The following is a 23,971-nucleotide window of genomic DNA, read 5'->3' as shown; positions in this document are numbered from 1 at the left end:
GCGGTCACCCTATGGGCCGCCGCAAGCCCTCAGCTGGGGGTGCGGGCGGCGGCCACCAGGAGCTGCCCCACCTCGTCCGAGCACATCGTGAGCGCCGCGCCCACCGTGCCGAGGACATCGCGCTCGGCGGAGGAGTACGGGCCGTCGGCCAGGGCGATGCGGGCGCCCTGGAGAAGAATCGATTCCCGCCCGGCCGGAGCGAGATGCGGTGCCAGCGGGTCGAGGGCCTCGTGCAGCTCGATGGCGAGGGAGGCGCCGGGCCCCGCGTGCTCCGGCATCCGCCCGGCGTCGGTCACCAGCGCCTCCACGAGGGCCGCGAGGCGCTCCTCGGAGGCATCCTCGAACCCGGTGCCCCGCAGGACGCCCACGGCGCACTCCAGGGACGTACGGGCCCCGGCCCCGCCCGCGGCGAGGACGGCGAGGACGACGGTGTGCACGGCGTCGCGCAGCATCGCGGAGAAGCGGTGCGTGGTCGGGTGGTCGAGGGCGTCGGTGCCGAACCGCTCCTGGCACGCCGCGCACTCCACCACGGGCCCGGTCTCGCCGCGCGGCAGCACCGGCACGCCGAGCACGAGGAAGCGGCGGCGGCCCGTGCGCCGCTGGTAGTTGCGGTCACCGCCGCAGCCCGGGCAGAAGAACTCCCCGTCGCCCACGGTGGTCCATGTGGTGTGCACGCCCAGGACCCGCGAGATCCCGGTCCGTCGCCCCAGTTCCCTGTTCGGCAGCACGTCGCACACCTCCGTAACGGCGCCGCAACATCGCGGCGTTGGCGTGATGTTAGCCACATTGGTGAGGCGGCGTCAGCACCTTGGTCACGCCGAGGTCACGGAGATCTTGTGACCATGGCCGAGATGCGCCCCGGCCCCGTACACCACGAACAGGTGTACGGGGCCGGGAAAGTCCAGCTCAACTGCCTCAGCGGGTCGCGCGGTTGACGGCGGAGACGACGGCCTTCAGCGACGCACGTGTCGTATTCGCGTCGATGCCGATCCCCCACAGAACCTTGTCGCCGATGGCGACCTCGATGTACGAGGCGGCGACGGCGGAGGCGCCCTCGCTCATCGTGTGCTCCTGGTAGTCCAGCAGCCGCGCGTCGACGTCGATGCCCTGGAGGGCGTGGAAGAACGCGGAGATCGGACCGTTGCCGGTGCCGACCAGGACCTGCTCGACGCCGTCGACCTCGGCCTCGACGGTCAGCGTGTCGACGCCGTCGGTGTCGGTCGTGGTCTGGCCGGCCTTGACCTGGATGCGGCCCCACGGGTTGGTGGGGTTCGGCAGGTACTCGTCCTGGAAGACGTTCCAGATGTCCTTCGGCGTGACCTCGCCGCCCTCGGCGTCCGTCTTCGTCTGGATGACCTTCGAGAACTCGACCTGCATGCGGCGCGGCAGGTCCAGCTTGTGGTCGTTCTTCAGGACGTAGGCGATGCCGCCCTTGCCGGACTGCGAGTTGACCCGGATCACGGCCTCGTAGGAGCGGCCGACGTCCTTGGGGTCGATCGGCAGGTACGGGACGGCCCACTCGATGTCGTCGACGGTGACGCCCTTGGCCTTCGCGTCGGCCTCCATCGCGTCGAAGCCCTTCTTGATGGCGTCCTGGTGGGAGCCGGAGAAGGACGTGTAGACCAGGTCGCCCACGTACGGGTGGCGCGGGTGGACCTCCATCTGGTTGCAGTACTCCCACGTGCGACGGATCTCGTCGATGTCGGAGAAGTCGATCTGCGGGTCGACGCCCTGGGAGAACAGGTTCATGCCCAGGGTGACCAGGTCGACGTTGCCGGTGCGCTCGCCCTGGCCGAACAGGCAGCCCTCGACGCGGTCGCCGCCGGCCATGACGCCCAGCTCGGCGGCGGCGACGGCGGTGCCGCGGTCGTTGTGCGGGTGGATCGACAGGCACACGTACTCACGGCGGGAGAGGTTGCGGCTCATCCACTCGAAGCGGTCCGCGTGCGTGGACGGCGTCGAACGCTCCACCGTGGCGGGCAGGTTGAGGATGATCTCGCGGCCCGGACCCGGCTGGTAGACGTCCATGACGGCCTCGCAGACCTCCAGGGCGAAGTCCAGCTCGGTGTCGGTGAAGATCTCGGGGCTGTACTGGTAGCCGAAGACCGTCTCGGGGCCCAGCAGCTTCTCCGCGTACTCCATCACCAGGCGGGTGCCGTCGACGGCGATCTGCTTGATGTCGTCCTTCGAGCCGCGGAAGACCACGCGGCGGAAGACGGGGGCCGTGGCGTTGTACAGGTGGACCGTGGCGCGCTTGGCGCCCTTCAGGGACTCCACCGTGCGCTCGATCAGGTCCTCGCGGGCCTGGGTCAGTACGGAGATCGTCACGTCGTCCGGGATGGCGCCCGGCTCTTCGATGATCGAACGTACGAAGTCGAAGTCGGTCTGCCCGGAGGCCGGGAAACCGACCTCGATCTCCTTGTAGCCCATCTTGACCAGCTGGTCGAACATCCGGCGCTTGCGCTCGGGCGACATCGGGTCGATCAGTGCCTGGTTGCCGTCGCGCAGGTCCGTGGAGAGCCAGCGGGGGGCCTTCGTGATCCGCTGGTCGGGCCAGGTGCGGTCGGGGATGTCCACCTGGTCGTACTGGCCGTACTTGCGGATCGGCATGCTGCTCGGCTGCTGGTGATTCGGCATGATGCGTGGGGCTCCTCAGAGGTGGCCGGTTCAGTCGGCCGACGGCGCAACGCCAAACTCCGCGGGGAGGGGGTCGGCCTCGACTACAGGCCCTCGCCGCGGCAGCTAAGGAGAAGCAGCCCGAAACGCATGATGCACCGCACCTTAGTCGAGTCGCGCCGGACGCGAGAACCCGTATCAGTATGCGGGACCGCGTGAAGGTAACGGGTAAGAGGTGATCGATCCCTCTATTTCACTAATCATGGCTCCAGGTAGTGACAGCGGCATGACCCAGTGCCACATTGCGTCGCATGACCGCCAACCCCACCACGGGGAACCCGACGGGGTTCGAGCCCGTGTTCTGCACCATCGTGCCGCCGCACATCCTCGACAAGGCCGCCCGGTCCGGGGACCCCGCCATCGCCTCCCGGGCCCGCAGGTCCCTGGAGCGCGACTCCCTGGAGCGCACCCGCCGCCGGATGACCACCGTCATCGGCGCCCGCGCCGCCGCCCCCTCGTACGCCGACGCCGGAGCGGAGCAGTCGCCGCACCGGACCATCTACGACACCCGCCACACCACGACACTGCCGGGCCACAAGGCGCGCGGCGAGGGAGACGAGCCGGGCCGGGACGCGACCGTCAACCGCGCGTACGCGGGTCTGGGCGCGACCTTCGAGCTGTACCTGGAGAAGTTCTCCCGCCACTCGATCGACGGCAGCGGCCTGCCGCTGAACGCGACGGTCCACTACGACGAGGACTACAACAACGCGTTCTGGAACGGCGAGCAGATGGTGTTCGGCGACGGTGACGGCGAGATCTTCCTCGACTTCACGCTCCCCGTCGACGTCATCGGCCACGAGCTGACCCACGGCGTCACCCAGTACACGGCGAACCTGGCCTACTACGACCAGTCGGGCGCGCTCAACGAATCGGTCTCCGACGTCTTCGGCTCGCTCATCAAGCAGTACTCGCTCGGCCAGACCGCCGCCGAGGCCGACTGGCTGATCGGCGCCGGGCTGCTCGCGCCGCGCGTCACCGGCGTGGCCCTGCGCTCCATGAAGGCGCCGGGCACGGCCTACGACGACGACGTCCTCGGCAAGGACCCGCAGCCCGCCGACATGGACCACTTCGTGAGGACCAGCCAGGACAACGGCGGGGTGCACATCAACTCCGGCATCCCCAACCACGCCTTCTACCTCCTGGCCGACGCGCTCGGCGGGCACGCCTGGGAGCGGGCCGGGCAGATCTGGTTCGACACCCTCACCGGCGGCCTGCTGAAGCCGGACAGCAAGTTCGCCGACTTCGCCCGCGCCACGGTGAAGGCGGCGAAGGACCGCTACGGCGCGGCCGAGGAGTACCAGGCCGTACTGAAGTGCTGGGAACAGGTCGGGGTGCCCGCGCAGTAGCGCCGGCAGGGTTGTCGCTCGCCTGCGGCCCGGCGGACGAAGGACTACCCGTCGGGGCGCGGAGAGGAGTAGACAGGGGACATGCGTATCCATGTCGCGCGCACCGGCGGATTCGCCGGCATCGACCGGCACGCCGAGATCGACACCGCGGGCCGCGCCGACTCCCACGAGTGGCACGCCCTGGCCCAGAAAGCGATGGCCGCAGGCCGGGACACACGGCCCGTGGGAGTGCCGGACGGGTTCAGCTACACCATCACCGTGGACGGCCGGACCGTGTACTGCGCGGACCCCCGGCTCACCGAGGAACAGCGGAAACTGATCTCGCGCGTCCTCAAAGAAGGGGCGTAACAGCCGCCGCTGTCATGGGCGTTGACTTCGTACCCACCGGTACGGATGATCGCGCCCATGGCAGCTGACCCGGACCCGCTCCCCCCGTTCCCGCCCGGCTTCCTGTGGGGCGTCGCCACCTCCGCCCACCAGATCGAGGGCGCCCTCGACCGGCGCGGCCCGTCGGTGTGGGACGCCTTCACCGCCGAGCCGGGCCGGGTGCGGGACGGTACGACGGCGGAGACGGCCTGCGACCACGTGGACCGCTACCGCGAGGACGTGGGGCTGATCCGCGACCTGGGCGTGGACGCGTACCGCTTCTCGGTCTCCTGGCCGCGGGTGCTGTCCCCCGGCGGCCTCGACTTCTACGACCGGCTCGTCGACGAGCTGTGCGCCCAGGGCATCCGGCCCGTGCCGACCCTCTTCCACTGGGACACCCCGCTGGAGGTCGAGGAGGCGGGCGGCTGGCTGTCCAGGTCCACGGCGGAGCGGTTCGCCGCGTACACGGCGACGGTCGCGGCGCGGCTCGGCGACCGGGTGGACCGGTGGATCACCCTCAACGAGCCCGCGGAGCACACCCTGCTCGGCCACGCGCTGGGTCAGCACGCGCCCGGGCACAAGCTGCTCTTCGACGCGCTGCCGGTGGCCCACCACCAGCTCCTCGCGCACGGGCTCGCCGCCCGGGTGCTGCGCGAGGCGGGCGCCACGAGCATCGGCATCGCCAACTCGCACGGCCCGACCTGGCCGGCGTCCGCCGACCCGGCCGACACCGAGGCGGCCGAGCTGTACGACATCCTCCTGAACCGGCTGTTCTCCGATCCGCTGATCCTCGGCCGCTACCCGGACGGGTTCGCCGAGGCGATGCCGGGCGGCGACGTGGCGGGCGACCTGCGGACGATCTCCGAGGGCACGCTCGACTGGTACGGGGTGAACTACTACCAGCCGACCGAGGTGGGCGCGCCCGGCACGGCCGATGTCGCGTTCTCCGGGCTCACCCTGCCCGCCGAACTCCCCTTCTCCGTACGGGAGATCAAGGGGTATCCGCGCACGGACTTCGACTGGCCGGTGGTGCCCGACGCCTTCGCCGAGCTGCTCACCGGGCTGCGCGAGCGCTACGGCGACCGGCTGCCGCCGCTCGTCGTCACCGAGAACGGCTGCGCGTACGACGGTGTCGACGACCGGGAACGCGTCGCCTTCCTCGACGGGCACCTGCGGGCGCTGCACCGGGCGATCGGGGCCGGTGTCGATGTGCGCGGCTACTTCGTCTGGTCCCTGATGGACAACTTCGAGTGGGCCGAGGGCTTCACGAAGCGGTTCGGTCTCGTCCACGTCGACTACGCCACCCAGCGCCGCACCCCGAAGACGTCGTACGCCTGGCTCCGGGCCCAATTGCGGGCCCAGCGGGGCTGACGCTCGTCGCCCCGGCCGCCAGGGCTGTTCACAGCGCGCCCGCGTCGCGGGCGGTCCAGACCGAGGGGAAGATCGGGCGGTAGCCCAGTTCGTGGCGGATCCGGGTCGTCGAGAGCACCGCGTGCCAGGGGTCCGGGATGTCCTTCTCGTAGGACTCCGACGGGACGTCGACCCCGCCGAGCTGAAGGATGTCCACCGTCGTCACGGGGGCGTCGTCCGCGATGTTGTAGACGCCGGAGGCCCCCTCCGCGTACAGCAGCCGCCGCAGGCCCTGCGCCACGTCGGCGTGGTGCCCCATGTGCAGCCGCTGCATCGCGGGCCAGGCCGGCGCCCACTCGATCGCGGTGTCGAGGTGCGGGTCGCCGTCCCCGTACACGAACGGCAGCCGTGCGATCCGCAGGTCGTCGAGGCCCTCCATGGCGCCCAGCGCCCGCTCGGCCTCCCACTTCGACTCGGGGTAGACGCCCCACAGATGCCCGCCCGGCACCGTCTCGTCCGTCTCGACGAGCGGCCTGCCCCGCCCGACCCCGTACACGATCCCGGTGCTGACCTGCACGAACCGCCGCACGCCGGAGGCCACCGCGGCCCGCCCCAGCTCGATCGCCGCGTCCCGGTTCACGGCCCGCGCCTCCTCGTCCGGCACCCCGCGGAACGCCGCCGCGACGTTCACCACCGCGTCCACCCCGGCCGTCGCCCTGCCGAGGACTCCGGCGTCCCGCAGATCGCCGACCACCACCTCGGCGCCCAGCTCCGCGAACCGCTCCCCGCGCGCCTCGTCCCGCACCAGCACCCGCACCCGGTCGCCCTGCGGAGCACTTGTGAGCAGCCGCGGCACGAACCGCCGTCCGACCTGTCCCGTCGCTCCGGTCACCAACGTCAGCATGGCCGCCTCCTCGATCTCGTCGTACAAGGCCATGACCGAAGCCTGCGCGGCCCGCGCGTCCGGCGGGAGAGACGCGGTTGTCCAGGGAGCGGCACTCCCTGGATGAGCACTGGATAGGTGCGCGGGCCCGCGCGATGCTGGAGAGGTGAACCGAGCCGAACTCGCCGACTTCCTGCGCCGCGCCCGCACCCGCCTCAGCCCCTCCGACGTGGGCCTGGCCGAGGGCGCGCGGCGGCGCACCCCGGGACTGCGCCGCGAGGAGGTGGCGCAGCTCGCCGGGATGTCCACGGACTACTACACGCGCCTGGAGCAGCGCCGCGGCTCGCACCCCTCGCGGCAGATGCTGGGCGCGCTGGCCCGCGCGCTGCGGCTGAGCGACGCCGAGCGCGACCACCTGTTCCATCTGGCGGGTCAGGAACCGCCCCGGCCCGGCACCTCGTCCGGCCATGTCCGCCCGGGGCTGCTGATGATCCTGGACCGGCTGTACGACCTGCCGGCCGCGGTGCTCAGCGACTGGGGCGAGAGCCTGGCGCAGAACACGATGTCGATCGCGCTGAGCGGCGATCTGACCGGGGTGAACCTGATCCGCCGCTGGTTCGCGCAGCCGGAGACGCGGGCGATGTTCCCGCCGGAGAACCACGAGAAGCACGGCCGCGCCCACGTGGCGAGTCTGCGCGCGGTCACCGCGGCCCGCCCCGACGACCCGGGGCCCGCCGCGCTGGTGGCCGAACTGCGGGCCGCGTCGGGCGAGTTCGAGGAGCTGTGGCGGTCCCACGAGGTCGTGGTGCGCCGCCCGTCCCCGAAGCGCTTCCTGCATCCGGTGGTCGGCGTGCTCGACCTGGACTGCGAGGTGCTGCTCAGCGACGGGCACGGCCAGCAGCTCGTGGTGCACTCGGCGCGGCCGGGCACGGACACGTACGAGCGTCTGGAGCTGCTGCGGGTGATAGGGCTCCAGGATCTGAGCCCCAGCAGCCGCTAGGGAACCGCGGTCAGAAGCCGAGCTTGCGGAGCTGGCGCGGGTCGCGCTGCCAGTCCTTGGCGACCTTGACGTGCAGGTCGAGGTAGACGGGCGTGCCGAGCAGCGCCTCGATCTGCTTGCGGGACTTGATGCCGACGTCCTTCAGGCGCTTGCCCTTGGGGCCGATGATGATGCCCTTCTGGCTGGGCCGCTCGATGTAGACGAAGGCGTGGATGTCGAGAAGCGGCTTGTCGGCGGGCCGGTCCTCGCGCGGCAGCATCTCCTCGACGACGACGGCGATGGAGTGCGGCAGCTCGTCGCGGACGCCTTCGAGCGCGGCCTCGCGGATCAGCTCGGCGACCATGACCTGCTCGGGCTCGTCGGTGAGGTCGCCCTCGGGGTAGAGCGCGGGGCCCTCGGGCAGCAGGGGCACGATCAGGTCGGCGAGGAGGCCGACCTGCTTGTCGCCGACGGCGGAGACCGGGATGATCTCGGCCCACTCGAAGCCGAGCTCCTTGCCGAGCTGGTCGATGGCGATGAGCTGCTCGGCGAGCTGCTTGCTGTCGACGAGGTCGGTCTTGGTGACGATCGCGATCTTCGGCGTCTTCTTGATGGACGCGAGTTCCTTGGCGATGAAGCGGTCGCCGGGGCCCAGCTTCTCGTTCGCAGGGAGGCAGAAGCCGATGACGTCGACCTCGGCCCACGTGGTGCGCACCACGTCGTTGAGCCGCTCGCCGAGCAGGGTGCGCGGCTTGTGCAGTCCGGGGGTGTCCACCAGGATCAGCTGCGCGTCGTCGCGGTGCACGATGCCGCGCACGGTGTGCCGCGTGGTCTGCGGCTGGTCGGCGGTGATCGCCACCTTCTTGCCGACCAGAGCGTTCGTGAGGGTGGACTTGCCCGCGTTGGGGCGGCCGACGAAGCAGGCGAAACCTGCGCGGTGGACGGCTTCCCCGGAGGGCTGGGACTGCTGGGTACGAGCGCTCATGGCGCCCATTCTCCCTGATGTCCGGGGGGCCGCAGCACAGTGAGCTTCCGGTAACCCCTCGGCAACACGAAACACTGCGGAAACGCCGGGGTAGGGAATCGGAAACGCGGGCCCGTGACGCTGGCCCGCATGACCGCGACGACACTGGCCGCACCCGCCCTCGACTCCGGTGACACCGCCTGGCTGCTCGCCGCCACCGCCCTCGTCCTGCTGATGACACCGGGCCTCGCCCTGTTCTACGGCGGCATGGTCCGCACGAAGTCCGTCCTCAACATGCTGATGATGAGCTTCGTGTCGATCGCCCTCGTGACGGTGGTGTGGCTGGTGGCGGGCTACTCGCTCGCCTTCGGCGACGACGCGTTCGGCGGGCTGATCGGTGATCTGTCGCACGCCGGGATGGCGGGCATCGGCCCGGACTCGGTCACCGGCACGGTCCCCACCTTCCTCTTCACCACCTTCCAGCTGACCTTCGCGATCATCACGGCGGCGCTGATCAGCGGGGCGGTCGCGGACCGTACCCGGTTCGGGGCGTGGCTGGTCTTCGTACCGGTGTGGGCGCTGCTCGTATACGTCCCCGTCGCGCACTGGGTCTGGGGCCCGGACGGCTGGATCGCGAACCGGCTCGGCACCCTCGACTTCGCGGGCGGCCTGGTCGTCGAGATCGCCTCGGGCGCCTCGGGGCTCGCGCTGTGTCTCGTCCTCGGCCCGCGCATCGGGTTCAAGAAGGACGCCATGCGCCCGCACAACCTGCCGATGGTGATCATGGGCGCGGGGCTGCTCTGGTTCGGCTGGCTCGGCTTCAACGGCGGTTCGGCGCTCGGCGCGAACGGGATCGCCGCGGCCTCCCTCTTCAACACCCTGATCGCGGGCTGCACGGGCCTGCTGGGCTGGCTCTTCGTGGAGCAGAAGCGGGACGGGCACCCGACGACGTTCGGCGCGGCCTCGGGCGCGGTGGCCGGGCTCGTCGCGATCACGCCCGCGTGCGGGGTGGTCGGCGTGCCGGGCGCGGCCGTGGTCGGCCTCGCGGCGGGAGTCGTCTGCTCCTACGCGGTGGCCTGGAAGTTCCGGTTCTCCTACGACGACTCGCTGGACGTGGTGGGCGTGCACTTCGTCGGCGGTGTGGTGGGCACGCTGCTGATCGGCCTGTTCGCGACGTCGGCGATGACCGGCTCGGCGGCGAAGGAGGGCCTGTTCTACGGCGGCGGGTTCGGCCAGCTGGGCAAGCAGGCGCTCGCCGTGCTGGTCGTGGCCGCGTACACCTTCCTCGTCACCTACGGGATCGGGAAGGCTGTCGACCGGCTGCTCGGCTTCCGTGCGGAGGCCGAGGCGGAGCTGACGGGACTCGATCAGACGACGCACGCGGAGAGTGCGTACGATCACGGCGTCCTCAGTGCCTCCACGCACCCCGCCCATGCTCCCGCTGCCCGAAAGGTCGCGCCATGAAGCTGATCACCGCGGTCGTCAAGCCGTACCGCCTCGACGAGGTCAAGACGGCGCTGCAAGAGATGGGTGTGCTGGGTCTGACGGTGACCGAGGCCAGTGGCTACGGGCGGCAGCGCGGGCACACGGAGGTGTACCGGGGCGCCGAGTACCAGGTCGATCTGGTCCCGAAGGTGCGGATCGAGGTCGTCGTCGCGGACGAGGACGCGGAGCCCGCGATGGATGCCATCGTGCGGGCCGCCCGGACGGGGAAGATCGGCGACGGCAAGGTCTGGGCCGTGCCCGTCGACACCGTGGTGCGGGTGCGGACGGGCGAACGGGGCCCCGACGCCGTCTGAGACGTGCTGCTTACAGGCTGACGCCTTGCTTACAGGCTGACGCCGCAGTGCGGCCAGGCGTTGGCGCCCTGGTCGGCGAGGACCTTCTGGGCGACGGTGATCTGCTCGGCCTTGGACGCCTGGTGGGCGTTGGCGGCGTACTGGGTACCGCCGTAGGCGGCCCAGGTGGACGGGGTGAACTGCAGACCGCCGGAGAAGCCGTTGCCGGTGTTGGCGGACCAGTTGCCGCCGGACTCGCACTGCGCGACGGCGTCCCAGGAGCCGGCCGACGTCGCCGCGGAGGCGGAGCCGGTGCCGGCGATCACCATGGCGCCGGAGGCGCCGACGAGGGCGGTGCCGACGGCGAGGGCACGGACACGGGACGAGGTCTTGCGGGCAAGGGAGAACACGTAGAAAAACCTTTGTTCGGGGTCGGGGACCGCCCGGCGCTTCCCAGGTACGGGAGCTGCGAAACGCATCGGCGTCGGGCAACAGCTCCACCATGACCGGCGTGTCCGGGTTTGCCCCATGAGGCGAAGGTCCCGTCGGCGGGACTTTGGTCCTTCTTTCCTCCCTCGCCGCACCGGGTCGGAGGCCCGGGGCCGAACCGCCCCCATCCCTTGCCCCGCGGCCCTTCCGCGGCATCCGGCGGCGACATAAAGGGCCGGGACCAAAGTCCCGGCCCGCGGCCGACGTGAGCGTCTTCACTCCCGAAAGGCGGAAGCCGCTCTATTACTGGGCGAGCGGCTTTTCCTGTGACCCACGCCTCGTGCGGGTCAGCCGGCCTCGACGGTCGCCCGGACCGTCCCGTCGGCCGCCGCGAGGAACACCGGCGTGCCGCTGCCGCCCAGATCGCGCACGGCCGCGATGTCCGCGTCGTCCAGGGCGTCCGCGGCGGAGACGACGGCCGCCGCCTCCAGGGACTGCGCGCCGGAGGCCACGGCCATGGCGACGGCGGTTTGCAGCGCGCTCAGCTTCAGGGAGTCCAGGGCGACGGTGCCCGCGACGTAGGTGCGCCCGGTCTCGTCGCGCACGGCGGCACCCTCGGGCACGCCGTTGCGGGCCCGCGCGGAGCGGGCCAGGGTGACGATCTTGCGGTCCTCGGGGCCGAGGTCGGTGCTGTCAGTCATGGGGTGAGCATAAGGAGGCGGCGCGCGGCGCCTCGACTCGCCCTCTAGATAACTAACCAGTTCGTACATTAGTCTGGGGCATCCCCGAGGCACCCACCCGCAGGAGCCCGTATGAAGGCCGTCGTCCTCACCGCCCCCCACCGCCTCACCGTCGCCGACGACCTGCCGGAGCCCGTCCCCGGCCCCGGCGAAGTCGTCGTCGCGCTCGAAGGACTCGGCGTCTGCGGCTCGGACCTGTCCGTCCACGAGGGCCACCGCGCCGTCCCCGCCGTCCCCTGGGTCATGGGGCACGAGGCGTTCGGCCGGGTCGTTTCGACCGGCTCCGCCGTCCCCGCGCAGATCGTGGGCCGCCGCGTGGTCGTCGAGCCGAACTTCGCGTGCCTGGAGTGCGCGGACTGCCGCCGCGGGCTGACCTCGGCGTGCCCGTACCGGGCGATCGTGGGCATGAACGCGCCGGGCCTGCTGGCGGAGCGCTTCACGGTCCCGGCCCCCTTCGCGCATGTCGTCCCGGAGGAGCTGGACGTGCGGGACCTGGCCGCGTTCGAGCCGTACGTGGTGGCGCGCACGGCGGTCAAGCGCAGCGGGATCAGCAAGGGCGAGCGGGCCCTGGTGCTCGGCGCCGGCGCGCAGGGGCTGCTGCTCAGCCAGTCACTGCTGGCCCTCGGCGCCGAGCCGGTCGTCGTGGAGCTCCACCCCGAGCGCCTCGCCCGCGCGGTCGCTCTCGGCGCCACCGCGGCGGGCGACGGCGACGGCGGCTTCCTCCGGCTCTACGAGACCACGGGCGCCGCCCCGGCCCTGGCGGCGGCCCTCCCCCGCCTCGCCCCGGGCGCCACCCTCACCCTGGTCGGCCTCGACACGGCCCCGCTGCCGCTGACGATGGACCAGGTGGTGCGCGGCCTGCTCACGATCCAGGGCTCCCTGATCTACGACCACCCGCACGACTTCCGATCCGCCCTGGACGACATCACGTCCGACCGCGTCCACCCGTCCGTGGCCCTCACGACGCGATACGCCTTCGAGGACGCGCCCCGGGCGTTCGCGGAGGCCAGGGGGCAGGCGGGGAAGACGTGGATCGCGGGGCCGGGAACCGGCTGACCCTCACGCCCGGTCGAGCCTCAGCCGCTCCGCCCGCGGCAGCCCCGCCACCACCAGGTCGTACGAGTCCTCGACCAGTTCCCGTACGAACGGGGCCGGGAGCTCCCCCACCGACACCGTGTTCCAGTGCCGCTTGTTCATGTGCCAGCCCGGCCGGACCGCGCCCTCGTGTTCGCGGCGGAGCCGGATCGCGTCCTCGGGGTCGCACTTGAGGTTCACCGTCAGGGGGCGCGCGTCCAGGCTGCTCAGGGCGAACATCTTGCCCAGGACCTTGAAGACCGACGCCTCCGGGCCGAAGGGGAACTCCTCCACCGCCGCGTTGAACGACAGGCAGAGCGCGCGCAGCTCCTCGGGGGTCATGCCGAGTCCTCGCCCTTGGGGTCCACGGGCTCCACGAGGACCGTCACGATCTTGTTCCGGCGTCCGGCGGAGTCCTCCGCGGTCAGCCGCAGCTCCCGCCCGTCCGGCAGCTCCACCTGCGCCGACGCGCCCGCGATCGGCACCCGCCCGAGCGCCTTGGCGAGCAGCCCGCCGACCGTCTCCACGTCCTCGTCGTCGTACTCCTCGATGCCGTACAGCTCGCCGAGGTCGCCGATGTCGAGGCGCGCGGTGACCCGGAAGCGGTCGTCGCCCAGCTCCTCCACCGGCGGGAGTTCCCGGTCGTACTCGTCGGTGATCTCGCCGACGATCTCCTCCAGGATGTCCTCGATGGTGACGATGCCGGCCGTGCCGCCGTACTCGTCGATGACGACGGCGACGTGGTTGCGCAGCTGCTGCATCTCGCGCAGCAGGTCACCGGCGTTCTTGGTGTCGGGGACGAAGGCGGCCGGGCGCATCGCCGTCGAGACGAGCTCGGCCTCGGCGTCGCGGTTGATGTGCGTCTTGCGGACCAGGTCCTTCAGATACACGATGCCGACGATGTCGTCCTCGTTCTCGCCGACCACCGGGATCCGGGAGAAACCGGAGCGCAGGGCCAGCGTCAGCGCCTGGCGGATCGTCTTGTAGCGCTCGATGACGATGAGGTCCGTGCGCGGCACCATGACCTCGCGGACCAGGGTGTCGCCCAGCTCGAAGACCGAGTGCACCATGCGGCGCTCCTCGTCCTCGATGAGCGACTCCTTCTCGGCGAGGTCGACCATGGCGCGAAGTTCGGCCTCGGAGGCGAACGGGCCGCGGCGGAATCCCTTGCCGGGTGTCAGCGCGTTGCCGATGAGGATCAGCAGGGGCGGGATCGGGCCCATGATCCGGGCCAGCGGCAGCAGCACGTACGCGGCGGCCGTCGCCGTGTTCAGCGGGTGCTGGCGGCCGATGGTGCGCGGCGAGACCCCGACGGCGACGTAGCTGACGAGGACCATCACGCCGATCGCGACGAGCAGCGCCTGCCACGTCTCGGTGAACTGCTCCAGGCACGCGTACGTGACCAGGGTGGCCGCCGCCATCTCGCAGGCCACCCGGACCAGGAGCGCCACGTTCAGATAGCGGGTCGGGTCGGCGGCGACCTGGGCCAGCTTCGCGCTGCCGCGCCGCCCGGACCGGACGGCCTCCTCGGCGCGGAAACTCGACGTGCGGGCGATGCCGGCCTCGGCGCAGGCCGCCAGCCAGGCGACGACGACCAGGGCGACGGCGCCCGCGATCAGGGAAGGACTCATGACACGGTCGGGGCCGGTGACGGACCCTCGATCCCCTTCTCCGCGCGCCAGCCGTCCACGATGGCCGCCTGGAGCCCGAACATCTCGGCCTTCTCGTCGGGCTCCTCGTGGTCGTACCCGAGCAGGTGCAGCACGCCGTGCACGGTGAGCAGCTGGAGCTCCTCGTCCATGGAGTGCTCCGTCGGCGCCTCGGCGCCCTGCTTCTTCGCGACCTCGGGGCAGAGCACGATGTCACCGAGGAGCCCCTGCGGGGGCTCCTCGTCGTCCTTCATCGGCGGACGCAGCTCGTCCATCGGGAAGGACATGACATCCGTCGGCCCCGGCAGGTCCATCCACTGCACGTGCAGCTGCTCCATGGCGTCGCCGTCCACGACGATCACCGAGAGCTCGGAGAGCGGGTGGATGCGCATCCGCGCGAGGGCGTAGCGGGCGATGTCGAGGATCGCCTGCTCGTCGACCTCGGTTCCGGACTCGTTGTTGACGTCGATCGACATGGCGCTGTTGGTTCTCTACTTCCCTCTGGGGCGGCCCTTGTGGGTGCCGTTCTCCGTGCCGTGCTCGGTGTCGTACTTCTCGTACGCGTCGACGATACGGCCGACCAGCTTGTGCCTCACGACATCCTGGGACGACAGGCGCGAGAAGTGCACGTCGTCGAGGCCTTCCAGGATCTCCTGGACCTGCCGGAGCCCCGACTTCGTGCCGTTGGGCAGGTCGACCTGCGTCACGTCACCGGTGATCACGATCTTCGACTCGAACCCGAGCCGGGTCAGGAACATCTTCATCTGCTCGGGGCTCGTGTTCTGGGCCTCGTCCAGGATGATGAAGGCGTCATTGAGCGTGCGCCCGCGCATGTACGCCAGCGGCGCCACCTCGATCGTGCCCGCCGCCATCAGGCGCGGGATCGAGTCCGGGTCGAGCATGTCGTGCAGCGCGTCGTACAGCGGGCGCAGGTACGGGTCGATCTTCTCGTAGAGGGTGCCGGGCAGGAAGCCCAGGCGCTCGCCGGCCTCCACCGCGGGGCGGGTGAGGATGATGCGGTTGACCTGCTTGGACTGCAGGGCCTGGACCGCCTTGGCCATCGCCAGGTAGGTCTTGCCGGTACCGGCGGGGCCGATGCCGAAGACGATCGTGTGCTTGTCGATCGCGTCGACGTACCGCTTCTGGTTCAGCGTCTTGGGGCGGATGGTGCGTCCGCGCGAGGAGAGGATGTTCTGCGTGAGGACCTCGGCGGGGGTCTCCGCGCCGTCGCCCTCGCCGTTCTGCGTCGCCTTCAGCATCGCGATGGAGCGCTCCACGGCGTCCTCGGTCATCGGGGCTCCCGTCCTCAGGACCAGCATCATCTCGTCGAACAGTCGCTGGACGAGGGCCACTTCGGACGGCTCTCCGGTCGCGCTGATCTGATTGCCCCGGACGTGGATGTCGGCCTCCGGGAAGGCCCTCTCGATCACTCGCAGCAGTGCGTCGCCGGATCCCAGGACCTCGACCATGGGGTGCTTGGCCGGGACGGTGAACTGCGCGCGGGCGCTGGATGGTGTCTGCGTCATGAGCCGGGCCGGTGGCCCTTGCTTCCTCCCCGTACGGGCTGGTGAATCTGCGGATCGTGCTGCGGGTCCTACACCGCCAAGGGTACGGCGCGGGTACGACAACGCCGAGCGGGTTTCCGGATACGGCCGGGGCCCCGGTGATGGGCCCCGGCCGCCGGTGGCTCAGGCTTCGAGCCGGGTGTACAGGCGGGTCCCGTGCGGCCGGAAGCCGACGCGTTCGTAGACGCGGCGGGAGTCCTGGCCGCCGTACTCGAGCCACACCGAGCCGGTGCCGCGCTCGTGCAGCATCGTGCGGGCCAGTTCCGCGGTGACGGCGGCGGCGATGCCCCGGCCGCGGTGGGCGGGGCGGGTGCCGACGCCGGCCAGTTCGGCGGTGCCCGCGGCGGGCGCGCTGCACAGGGCGCCACCGGCGACGGTGCCGTCCGCGGCCCGGACGAGCCGGACGGCCCCGCCCGTCTCCGCGGTGCGGCGCAGCCGGGCCGCGCCCTCCTCGGACGTCGGGAACTCTCCGCCGAACGCCTCGGCGAGGGCCGCGTCGAGGTCGAAGTAGTCGGCGTCGGCCGTCGGCGCGTCGACGGCCGGGCCCGCCTCCGGCACGGCCAGCGTGCCGGGGGTGCACACCAGGTAGGTGTGCTCCGCCTCGGTGGTGAAGCCCGCGGCGGTGAGCGCGGCGGCCGCCGCGGGTGCGGCGTCCGGCGCGAACTCCAGGCGGGGCGTCAGGTCCCGCTCGCGGAACGCGGCGACGAGGGCCGCCACGTCGGCCGCGGTGGGGGCGGCGCCGGGCAGCGGGGTGGCGTAGTTGATGAAGGGGCTGGTGGTGTCCGGGTCGAAGCCGAGGACGAAGCCGCCGCGCTCCACGGGCGCCGGGCGGCGGCGCAGGTGGGCGACGGTGAAACGCTGGACGTCGTGGTCCATGGTGATGGTGATTCCCTCACGTGAGAAAAGCGCACTGCTGCACAGGTGAATGCGGGTGCGTGGGGCCGCCGTGAGGAGGCGTGGGCGCCCGGTACCGGACCGTGGAGGCGGTCAGTACCGACGGCGGCCGCTGGAGGTCGCCGAGTTCATGGGCTTCAGTCCTCGAAGGATGAGAAGGCTGGTCGCCGTCGGGTGACGGCGGCCGCCACTTTGGCACGGCCGCCGCGGACCCGACAAGCGCTTTTACGCGGACCGGCCGAAGCCGATCGTCGGCACCGCGCGCCGCAGCGGCCACGGCCGGGACGTCTCGGGCAGCAGCGGGTGCAGGAAGGCGTACCGGCTCAGCGCCGCCCGGTCCTGGTCGGCGTAGGTCCGCACCTGCTTCCACCAGGCGGCGATCTCCGACCAGCCGGGCGCGGACAGGGAGCCGCCGAACTCCTGGACGGAGAGGGCGGCGGTGAGTCCGGCGAAGGCGAGGCGGTCGGCGAGGGGCCAGCCGGCGAGGGTGCCGGTGACGAATCCGGCGACGAAGACGTCCCCGGCGCCGGTCGGGTCGAGCGCCTCGACCTCGATCGCGGGGACGGAGGCGGTCTCGCCGGTGCGGCCGTCCACGGCGTAGGCGCCCTCGGCGCCGAGGGTGACGACGGCGAGCGGGACGTGTTCGGCGAGGGCGTGCGCGGCGGCCCGGGGGCAGGAGGTGCGGGTGTAGCGCATCGCCTCCTCGGCGTTGGGCAGGAACGCCTCGCACTGGCCGAGGTCGGGCAGCGCGGCCAGGTCCCAGCGGCCGGTCTCGTCCCAGCCGACGTCCGCGAAGATCCGGGTGCCCTGGCGCGCGGCCTCGCCCACCCAGGGTTCGTCGACGCCCGGCGCCAGGGAGGCCACGGCGGCGCGGGAGCGCGGCGGGCAGCGCGGGGCGGGCTCCTGGGGCGGCGGTTCGTGGCCGTGGCTCACCATGGTGCGTTCGCCCTCGTACGCCATGGAGACGGTGACCGGCGAGTGCCAGCCGGGGGCGGTGTGCGAGTGGGTGAGGTCGATGCCCTCGCCCTGTTCGAGGGTGTCCCAGCAGTACTCGCCGTAGTGGTCGTCGCCGAAGGCCGCGGCGAGTGAGGTGCGCAGGCCGAGGCGGGCCAGGGCGGTGGCCATGTTGGCGACGCCGCCGGGGCTCGAACCCATGCCGCGGGCCCACGACTCGGTGCCGCGAACGGGGGCCGAGTCGAGGCCGGTGAAGATGATGTCGAGGAAGACGGTGCCGGTCAGGTAGACGTCGCAGGGCGGGTCGGCGGCGGTGCGCAGGGGGGCGAGGGGGTCGGTTCGGGGCCTCTCTGCGAGCGGCACGGGGTCCTCCCTGGGGGTGCGGGTTTGGACAGTGTGCCTGAACCGTGGGCGAGGTCGTCGGACGCGTGTGCCATGTTCCGGTGCTCTTCGGACCGTCCCGCCGTCGTGGCTGGTCGCGCAGTTCCCCGCGCCCCTGAAGGCATGCGCTGCGCGAGAAGCGGCCACCGGGCCGCGGGCGCGCGACTACCAGCGCGGGACGGCAGGGGTCACCCACGCCGGGTCCAGGACGCGCATCGCGGCGGCGTCGTCCCGGTCGCGCAGATGCGCGTGGGCCGGGTCCAGCCACCGCCGGTGCAGGCGGGCGACCTTGTCCGGGTCGAGGGTGACGCCCAGACCGGGGGCGTCGGAGACCGTGACGCGGCCGGCGTCGAAGGTCAGGCGCTCCGTGAGGACGTCCTCGGACTGCCACGGATAGTGGGAGTCGCAGGCGTGATGCAGGTTGGGCACGGTCGCCGCGACGTGGGTCATCGCGGCGAGGCTGATGCCGAGGTGCGTGTTGGAGTGCATGGAGACGCCGACCCCGAAAGTGCGGCAGATCGCGGCCAGTTGCTGGGTGTTGCGCAGCCCGCCCCAGTAGTGGTGGTCGGAGAGGACCACCTGCACGGCGCCGGTGGTGAAGGCCTCCTGGATCTCGGCGAAGGTCGTCACGCACATGTTGGTCGCGAGGGGCACGCCGGCCCGGGCGGCGACCTCGGCCATGGCGGGGGTGCCGAGCGCCGGGTCCTCCAGGTATTCGAGTACGTCCTTCAGCTCGGCGGCGACCTCCAGCGAGGTCTCCACGGACCAGGCGCCGTTGGGGTCGAGGCGCAGCGGTTTGCCGGGGAACGCCTCGGCGAGCGCGCGGACGGCGGCGATCTCCTCGTCCGGCGGGAAGCAGCCTCCCTTGAGCTTGAACGACTCGAAGCCGTAGCGCTCGTGGAAGAGGCGGGCCTGGGCGACGACACCGGCGGGGTCGAGGGCGGCGCCCCAGTCGTCGCGCTCGCCCGCGGTGCCGGGCGGGTGCTCGGCGTTCTTGTAGAAGAGGTAGGCGCTGTACTCGACGCTGTCGCGGAGCTTGCCGCCGAGCAGGGCGTGCACGGGCAGGCCGAGCGCCTTGCCGAGCGCGTCGAGGCAGGCGACCTCGAAGCCGGAGACGACGGAGAGGCGGAGCTTGTCGGCGGTCTGGACGCCGCGCAGCCCGCCCACGTCGACCTGGTGGTCGACCCGGGAGTCATCGACGGAGACGGCGTCCGCGATCGTGAACAGGCTGTTCAGGTCCGATACGCGACGGCCTGTCAGGCGCTCGGCGAAGGGGCGGGCCAGCTCCAGGTACTTGGCGTCGCCGTACGTCTCGCCGACCCCGGTGATGCCGTCCGCGGTGACCACCTCGACGAGCAGCCGGGGCGTGTACGGCTGGTGCAGGCCCTGGGTGTTCAGCAGGGGCGGGTCCGCGACGAGGATCGGGGTGAGGCGGACGTCGGTGATCGTCAGATCGGTCATCGGGCGGCTCCGGTCAGGGCGGACGGTACGAGGTCGAGGCCGGCGGCGAGGACCCGCTCCAGGTCGGCGAGGTCGGCCGGGGCCGGGTCGGTGAGCGGGGCGCGGACCGGGCCGACGGGGCGGCCGCGCAGCCGGGCGGCGGCCTTGACGAGCGAGACGCCGTAGCCGGGGACGCGGTCGCGGATCTCGACGAAGGGGAGGTAGAAGTCGCGCAGCAGCCGGTCGACGCGGGGGTGGTCGCCGTCGCGCAGGGCCGTGAAGAAGGCGGCGGCGATCTCCGGGGCGAAAGCGTGCACGGCCGAGGAGTAGGCGGGGACGCCCACGGCCGCGTAGGCCCGTGCCTGGATCTCGGCGGTGGCGGCGCCGTTGAAGAACAGGAAGCCGTCCGGCGCGGCGAGAGTGAGGCGCTGGAGCCGGTCGAGGTCGCTGTGGCCGTCCTTGAGGCCGACGACGGTCGGCAGGGCGGCGATCCGCTCCAGCGACTCGGTGCTGAAGGCGACCTGGTCGCGCTGGTAGACGATCAGCGGGAGCCGGGTGCGTGCCGCGATCTGCTCCACCTGCGCCACGAGCCCGCTCTGCGGCCCGCTGACCAGGTAGTGCGGCAGGACCAGGAGGGCGTCGGCGCCCGCCTCCTCGGCGATGCGGGCGAAGCGGGCGGCCTGGGCCCAGCCGTAGCCGATCCCGGCGACGACGGGCAGCCGGCCCGCGCTCTCCTCGACGGTGGCCGTGACGACCTGCCGGTACTCCTCCTCGTCGAGGGAGAAGAACTCGCCGGTGCCGCAGGCCGGGAAGACCGCGCCGGGCCCGGTGGCCACCTGCGCGGCGACGTACTCCCGGAAGGCGTCGAGGTCGAGCGAGCCGTCGGCCCGGAAGCCGGTCAGCGGGAAGGAGAGCACGCCGCGCTCCATCCCCGCGCGCAGCCGCTCCACCGTCTCCGTCGCCTCTGCTGTCTCCGTACGTAGATGACATCCACACATGTAGACGGAGATTAGATACGCGAACACACGGCGTCAATGGGGCGGAGGCACCGCCTTACGATCGGCCCATGTCAGAGGAGCCGACGGAGGAACAGACCGGCGGCGGTGTCCGCGAGGTGAAGTCCGCGGCCCGCACCGTCGAGCTGCTCGACGTGCTCGCCGCCCGCGGCGACCGCCCGGCCCGCCTCCAGGAGCTGGCCGACGAACTGGGGGTGCCGCGCAGCTCCATGTACGCGCTGCTGCGGACGCTGATCGCGCGCGGCTGGGTCCGTACGGACGTCACCGGCTCGCTGTACGGCATCGGCATCCACGCCCTGCTGACCGGCACCAGCTATCTGGACACGGATCCGTACGTGCGGGTCGCGCGGCCCTTCCTCGACGAGGCGTCCGACGCGCTCGGCGAGACGATCCACCTGGGACGGCTCGACGGCTTCGACGTCGCCTACCTCGCCACCCGCGAGTCCCACGAGTACCTGCGCACCATCAGCCGGGTCGGCCGCCGGCTGCCCGCGCACGTCGGCGCGCTCGGCAAGGCGCTGCTCGCCGAACGCGGCGACGACACGCTCCCGCCCGGCCCGTACCCGCGCGCCACCGACCGCACCCGCACCACCCGCGAGGCGCTCGCCGCCGATCTCGCGGCGACCCGGCGGCGCGGCCACTCGGTCGACCGCGAGGAGGCCGTCGCGGGCATCACGGGCTTCGGCTTCGCCCTGCGTTACGCGACCCCCGCGCACGACGCGATCAGCTGCTCGGTGCCGGTCGTGCGGCTGACGCCGGAGCACGAGGAACGCATCGTGGCGGTGATGCGGGAGATCCGCTCACGGATCGAGCTGGCGGCCGCCCGCCGCGGCTCCTCGGGAACCCCCGACTGGCGCCGTTGAGCAACGGAACGGCCGCCTGCCGTCCGCCCGAAAGTCACCTCGATTACCCGGCCGAACCACCCACAAACCAAATGTGGTGCGCGTCACAAGATCCCGGCTTTCTCGGGGCCCTCTCGGGTTGATACAAATTGGCCGCGCCCCAACGTCCCCGGTTCGGTCCCGTTCGCAAAGACGTCGCGCTCCCACACCCCTTTCCTTACCACCCCCTTGCCCAAAACAGCGTCCAAGGCAGGGGGTCCGTCATACAGGAACGCCCGTGTCCTCGCGCACTCCCCGGCCCGCGCTCATAGCCCTCTTCACGGCCGGGTACCTCGCTGCTTATCTCCTGCCCACGGTTGTCGGCCGTCTCGCCGACAGCCTGCGCCTGAACCCCACCCAGGCCGGTCTCATCGGCAGCGCGCTGCTGCTGAGCTCGGCCACCGCGGGCCTCACCCTCGCGACCCGCGTCGAGCGGATCGGAGCGCGCCGCGCCGCCCGCTCCGGACTGCTCCTCGCGGCCGTCGGCTACGGCACCGCGGCGCTCGCCTCCTCCGTCCCGCTGGTCGTCGCGGGTGCGATGATCGGCGGCTTCGGCTCGGGCACCGCGACCGCGGTCGCCGCCACCGGGATCGCCGCCCAGAAGGATCCGCACCGCGCCTCGACGCTCGGCCTGCTGTCCGTCTCGGCGCTCGCCGGCGCCCTCTATCTCACGATCCCCCGCGTCAGCACCGGGCACGGGCTGCCGTTCGCGGCGCTGGCCCTGACGGCGCTGTGCGTCTGGCCCGCGACCCACGTCCTGGACGGCCCGGCGGGCCCGGACAACAGCGCGGCGCCCGCACCCAAGTCACCCCTCCCCTACGCCCGTTCGGGAATGGTGCTGGCCGCGGTCATCGTCTGCTGGTCCATGGCGCAGAACTCCCTGTGGGGCGTCAGCAGCCGCATCGGCACCCAGCAGGCGGGCCTGTCCGAGGTCGCCGTCGGCTCGGTCTTCGCGCTCGGGCTCGGCGCCGGTCTGCTCGGGGTGCTGGGCGCGGGCGCGCTCGGCGCCCGGCTCGGCCGCGCGGTCCCGATCGGCGTGGGCACGGCGGCCATCGCCTGCTGCATCGCGCTGAGCGCCCGCGCCGACGGCCTCGGGTCCTTCGCGTTCGGCGAGATCGCCTGGAACACCCTCTACCCGGTGGTGCTCTCCTACCTGCTCGGCCTCGCCGCGTCCCTGGACCCGCGCGGCCGCTGGGCGGTCCTCGTCGGCTCGGCGTCCTCGCTCGGCACGGCCTGCGGGCCGCTCGTGGGCAGTTCGCTGTCGCAGTCGGCGGGCTTCCCCGCGATGGGCGCGGTCCTCGCCACGCTGCTGCTCCTGCTGGCGGTGCCGCTGACCGCGGTGGCCCTGCACACAAGCGGACGCCCGCTGTTCGCGGGTGCGGCACGGCGGCGCAGCGGCGCCCCGGTGGGCGCGATCGTCCCGCCGTCCGGCCTGCCCGAGCAGCCGGTCTACGAGATCGAGGTGCCCGCGGCCGTGTCCGAGGCCGGACCGGAGCCGGTCCAGGGCGAGTTCACGACGGCGGGCCCCCAGCAGTCGGGTCAGTCCGTGGCCGCGTCGAACGCGTAGGCCTCGACCTCGGCGAGGTAGCGCGCCCGCAGCGCCTCCTCCTCGGCGCTGCCGTCCAGGAAGGACGCCACGAACGAGTTGCGGGCCAGTTCCCGCAGCCGTTCGTGGTCCAGGGCGAGCGCCTCGCCGACCGCGTGGAAGTTGTCGCCCGCGTAGCCGCCGAAGTAGGCCGGGTCGTCGGAGTTCACCGTGCACACCAGCCCGGCGTCCATCATGGCGACGAGCGGGTGGTCCTCCAGGACGTCGATGGTGCGCAGCCGCACGTTCGACATCGGGCACAGGGTCAGCGGGATCCGGTCGCGCACCAGGCGGGCCACCAGGTCGGGGTCCTCCAGGGAGCGCAGGCCGTGGTCGACGCGCTCGACGCCGAGCACGTCCAGGGCCTCCCACACATAGCTCGGGTCGCCCTCCTCGCCCGCGTGCGCGACCTTGCGCAGACCCAGCTCGCCCGCGGCCTCGTACACCTCGCGGAACTTCGCCGCGGGGTTGCCGACCTCGGCGGAGTCGAGCCCGACGCCGACGATCCGGTCGAGGTACGGCTTCGCCTCGTCCAGCGTCTCCAGCGCCGACTCGGCGGACTGGTCGCGCAGGAAGCACATGATCAGTTTGGTGCTGACCCCGTGCCGCTCCTCGCTGCGCGCGAGCGCCCGCGACAGGCCCTCCACGACGGTCCCCATCGCCACGCCGCGGGCCGTGTGGGCCTGCGGGTCGAAGAAGATCTCCGCGTGCCGTACGCCCTGCGCGGCGGCGCGGGCGAGATAGGCGTCGGCCAGCGCCTCGAAGTCGTCCTCGGTGATCAGGACGGCCATCAGCGCGTAGTACAGGTCGAGGAAGGACTGGAGGTCGGCGAAGAGGTACGCCGTGCGCAGCGCCTCGGTGTCCGGGTACGGCAGGGTGATGCCGTTGCGGGCGGCGAGCTCGAAGGCCAGCTCGGGTTCGAGGGTGCCTTCGATGTGCAGGTGGAGCTCGGCCTTGGGGATCAGGGCGTGCGACCCGAGGGGCGCGAGTGGTGCGTGGGACATCCCTTCATCGTACGGCG

General features: G+C 72.0%; 23 protein-coding genes and 1 pseudogene. 9 read left to right on the top strand and 15 right to left on the bottom strand.

Annotated features, from left to right (window positions below; all coding sequences use genetic code 11):
• Window positions 1–29 precede the first annotated feature (29 nt).
• Together ABT127_RS03725 and leuA are read right to left on the bottom strand one after the other, a co-directional pair.
• Window positions 30–728, bottom strand: coding sequence for a tellurite resistance TerB family protein (locus ABT127_RS03725; RefSeq protein WP_351444280.1), 699 nt, complete (start codon window positions 726–728; stop codon window positions 30–32).
• A gap of 187 nt (window positions 729–915) precedes the next feature.
• Complete coding sequence (gene leuA, locus ABT127_RS03720) at window positions 916–2,637, bottom strand: 2-isopropylmalate synthase (RefSeq protein ID WP_351444279.1); 1,722 nt, start codon at window positions 2,635–2,637, stop codon at window positions 916–918.
• Between the two features lie 290 nt (window positions 2,638–2,927).
• On the opposite strand from leuA, the gene ABT127_RS03715 reads away from it, so the two are divergent.
• The 3 genes from ABT127_RS03715 to ABT127_RS03705 all read left to right on the top strand — a co-directional run bounded on the left by ABT127_RS03715 (window position 2,928) and on the right by ABT127_RS03705 (window position 5,759).
• Entirely contained in the window at window positions 2,928–4,022 is a 1,095-nt protein-coding gene (locus ABT127_RS03715) for a M4 family metallopeptidase (protein WP_351444278.1), read from the top strand.
• A gap of 81 nt (window positions 4,023–4,103) precedes the next feature.
• Window positions 4,104–4,370 (top strand): protealysin inhibitor emfourin, encoded by a 267-nt coding sequence (locus tag ABT127_RS03710; protein ID WP_351444277.1) that lies wholly within the window; start codon window positions 4,104–4,106, stop codon window positions 4,368–4,370.
• A gap of 57 nt (window positions 4,371–4,427) precedes the next feature.
• Window positions 4,428–5,759 carry a GH1 family beta-glucosidase gene (locus ABT127_RS03705; RefSeq protein ID WP_351444276.1) on the top strand — a complete coding sequence of 444 codons (1,332 nt, stop codon included), beginning with the start codon at window positions 4,428–4,430 and terminating at the stop codon, window positions 5,757–5,759.
• 28 nt (window positions 5,760–5,787) lie between these two features.
• Here ABT127_RS03705 and ABT127_RS03700 read toward each other — a convergent pair whose 3' ends face one another.
• The gene (locus tag ABT127_RS03700) at window positions 5,788–6,642 is read right to left on the bottom strand and encodes an NAD-dependent epimerase/dehydratase family protein (protein ID WP_351444625.1); all 855 of its coding nucleotides are present in this window, start codon (window positions 6,640–6,642) and stop codon (window positions 5,788–5,790) included.
• A 145-nt stretch (window positions 6,643–6,787) separates the two neighbouring features.
• Between ABT127_RS03700 and ABT127_RS03695 the strand changes: the two genes are divergently transcribed.
• Entirely contained in the window at window positions 6,788–7,621 is an 834-nt protein-coding gene (locus ABT127_RS03695) for a helix-turn-helix transcriptional regulator (RefSeq protein ID WP_351444275.1), read from the top strand.
• A gap of 10 nt (window positions 7,622–7,631) precedes the next feature.
• Here ABT127_RS03695 and era read toward each other — a convergent pair whose 3' ends face one another.
• Complete coding sequence (era, locus tag ABT127_RS03690; RefSeq protein ID WP_351444274.1) at window positions 7,632–8,594, bottom strand: GTPase Era; 963 nt, start codon at window positions 8,592–8,594, stop codon at window positions 7,632–7,634.
• A 120-nt stretch (window positions 8,595–8,714) separates the two neighbouring features.
• On the opposite strand from era, the gene ABT127_RS03685 reads away from it, so the two are divergent.
• Window positions 8,715–10,028, top strand: coding sequence for an ammonium transporter (locus ABT127_RS03685; protein ID WP_351444273.1), 1,314 nt, complete (start codon window positions 8,715–8,717; stop codon window positions 10,026–10,028).
• On the top strand, window positions 10,025–10,363 hold the full coding sequence (locus tag ABT127_RS03680; RefSeq protein WP_351444272.1) for a P-II family nitrogen regulator: 339 nt from the start codon (window positions 10,025–10,027) through the stop codon (window positions 10,361–10,363). Before ABT127_RS03685 ends, ABT127_RS03680 begins: the two co-directional genes overlap by 4 nt.
• 32 nt (window positions 10,364–10,395) lie before the next feature.
• On the opposite strand, the pseudogene ABT127_RS03675 reads toward ABT127_RS03680, so the two are convergent.
• Together ABT127_RS03675 and ABT127_RS03670 are read right to left on the bottom strand one after the other, a co-directional pair.
• A pseudogene (locus ABT127_RS03675) lies at window positions 10,396–10,752 on the bottom strand (transglycosylase family protein); the annotation flags it as partial.
• A gap of 366 nt (window positions 10,753–11,118) precedes the next feature.
• Window positions 11,119–11,472 carry a cytidine deaminase-like protein gene (locus ABT127_RS03670; RefSeq protein ID WP_351444271.1) on the bottom strand — a complete coding sequence of 118 codons (354 nt, stop codon included), beginning with the start codon at window positions 11,470–11,472 and terminating at the stop codon, window positions 11,119–11,121.
• Window positions 11,473–11,583: 111 nt separating this feature from the next.
• Between ABT127_RS03670 and ABT127_RS03665 the strand changes: the two genes are divergently transcribed.
• Complete coding sequence (locus ABT127_RS03665) at window positions 11,584–12,567, top strand: zinc-dependent alcohol dehydrogenase (RefSeq protein ID WP_351444270.1); 984 nt, start codon at window positions 11,584–11,586, stop codon at window positions 12,565–12,567.
• Between the two features lie 3 nt (window positions 12,568–12,570).
• Here the strand turns inward: ABT127_RS03665 and ABT127_RS03660 are convergent, their stop codons facing one another.
• The 8 genes from ABT127_RS03660 to ABT127_RS03625 all read right to left on the bottom strand — a co-directional run bounded on the left by ABT127_RS03660 (window position 12,571) and on the right by ABT127_RS03625 (window position 20,466).
• The gene (locus ABT127_RS03660) at window positions 12,571–12,927 is read right to left on the bottom strand and encodes an MmcQ/YjbR family DNA-binding protein (protein WP_351444269.1); all 357 of its coding nucleotides are present in this window, start codon (window positions 12,925–12,927) and stop codon (window positions 12,571–12,573) included.
• Entirely contained in the window at window positions 12,924–14,216 is a 1,293-nt protein-coding gene (locus ABT127_RS03655) for a hemolysin family protein (protein WP_351444268.1), read from the bottom strand. The genes ABT127_RS03660 and ABT127_RS03655 overlap by 4 nt, the downstream gene beginning before the upstream one ends.
• Complete coding sequence (gene ybeY, locus ABT127_RS03650) at window positions 14,213–14,710, bottom strand: rRNA maturation RNase YbeY (protein WP_111667652.1); 498 nt, start codon at window positions 14,708–14,710, stop codon at window positions 14,213–14,215. Before ybeY ends, ABT127_RS03655 begins: the two co-directional genes overlap by 4 nt.
• Window positions 14,711–14,725: 15 nt before the next feature.
• A complete protein-coding gene (locus tag ABT127_RS03645; RefSeq protein ID WP_351444267.1) occupies window positions 14,726–15,760 on the bottom strand; it encodes a PhoH family protein in 1,035 nt (344 codons plus the stop codon).
• 162 nt (window positions 15,761–15,922) lie between these two features.
• Window positions 15,923–16,675, bottom strand: coding sequence for a GNAT family N-acetyltransferase (locus tag ABT127_RS03640; RefSeq protein ID WP_351444265.1), 753 nt, complete (start codon window positions 16,673–16,675; stop codon window positions 15,923–15,925).
• Between the two features lie 243 nt (window positions 16,676–16,918).
• Entirely contained in the window at window positions 16,919–18,010 is a 1,092-nt protein-coding gene (locus ABT127_RS03635; RefSeq protein ID WP_351444264.1) for a carbohydrate kinase family protein, read from the bottom strand.
• Window positions 18,011–18,193: 183 nt separating this feature from the next.
• Window positions 18,194–19,489, bottom strand: coding sequence for a glucarate dehydratase family protein (locus ABT127_RS03630; RefSeq protein WP_351444263.1), 1,296 nt, complete (start codon window positions 19,487–19,489; stop codon window positions 18,194–18,196).
• Window positions 19,486–20,466 carry a 5-dehydro-4-deoxyglucarate dehydratase gene (locus ABT127_RS03625; RefSeq protein ID WP_351444262.1) on the bottom strand — a complete coding sequence of 327 codons (981 nt, stop codon included), beginning with the start codon at window positions 20,464–20,466 and terminating at the stop codon, window positions 19,486–19,488. The genes ABT127_RS03630 and ABT127_RS03625 overlap by 4 nt, the downstream gene beginning before the upstream one ends.
• Window positions 20,467–20,534: 68 nt before the next feature.
• Between ABT127_RS03625 and ABT127_RS03620 the strand changes: the two genes are divergently transcribed.
• Both ABT127_RS03620 and ABT127_RS03615 read left to right on the top strand, forming a co-directional pair.
• Window positions 20,535–21,347, top strand: coding sequence for an IclR family transcriptional regulator (locus ABT127_RS03620; protein WP_351444261.1), 813 nt, complete (start codon window positions 20,535–20,537; stop codon window positions 21,345–21,347).
• A gap of 256 nt (window positions 21,348–21,603) precedes the next feature.
• Complete coding sequence (locus tag ABT127_RS03615) at window positions 21,604–22,932, top strand: MFS transporter (protein ID WP_351444260.1); 1,329 nt, start codon at window positions 21,604–21,606, stop codon at window positions 22,930–22,932.
• Here the strand turns inward: ABT127_RS03615 and ABT127_RS03610 are convergent.
• Window positions 22,905–23,954, bottom strand: coding sequence for an adenosine deaminase (locus tag ABT127_RS03610; RefSeq protein WP_351444258.1), 1,050 nt, complete (start codon window positions 23,952–23,954; stop codon window positions 22,905–22,907). The genes ABT127_RS03615 and ABT127_RS03610 overlap by 28 nt on opposite strands.
• Window positions 23,955–23,971 lie beyond the last annotated feature (17 nt).

The organism is Streptomyces sp. NPDC001904 (genome assembly GCF_040297005.1).
In the GTDB taxonomy this organism is placed as follows: Bacteria; Actinomycetota; Actinomycetes; order Streptomycetales; family Streptomycetaceae; genus Streptomyces.
This window is presented reverse-complemented; position numbering and strand designations above follow the sequence as displayed.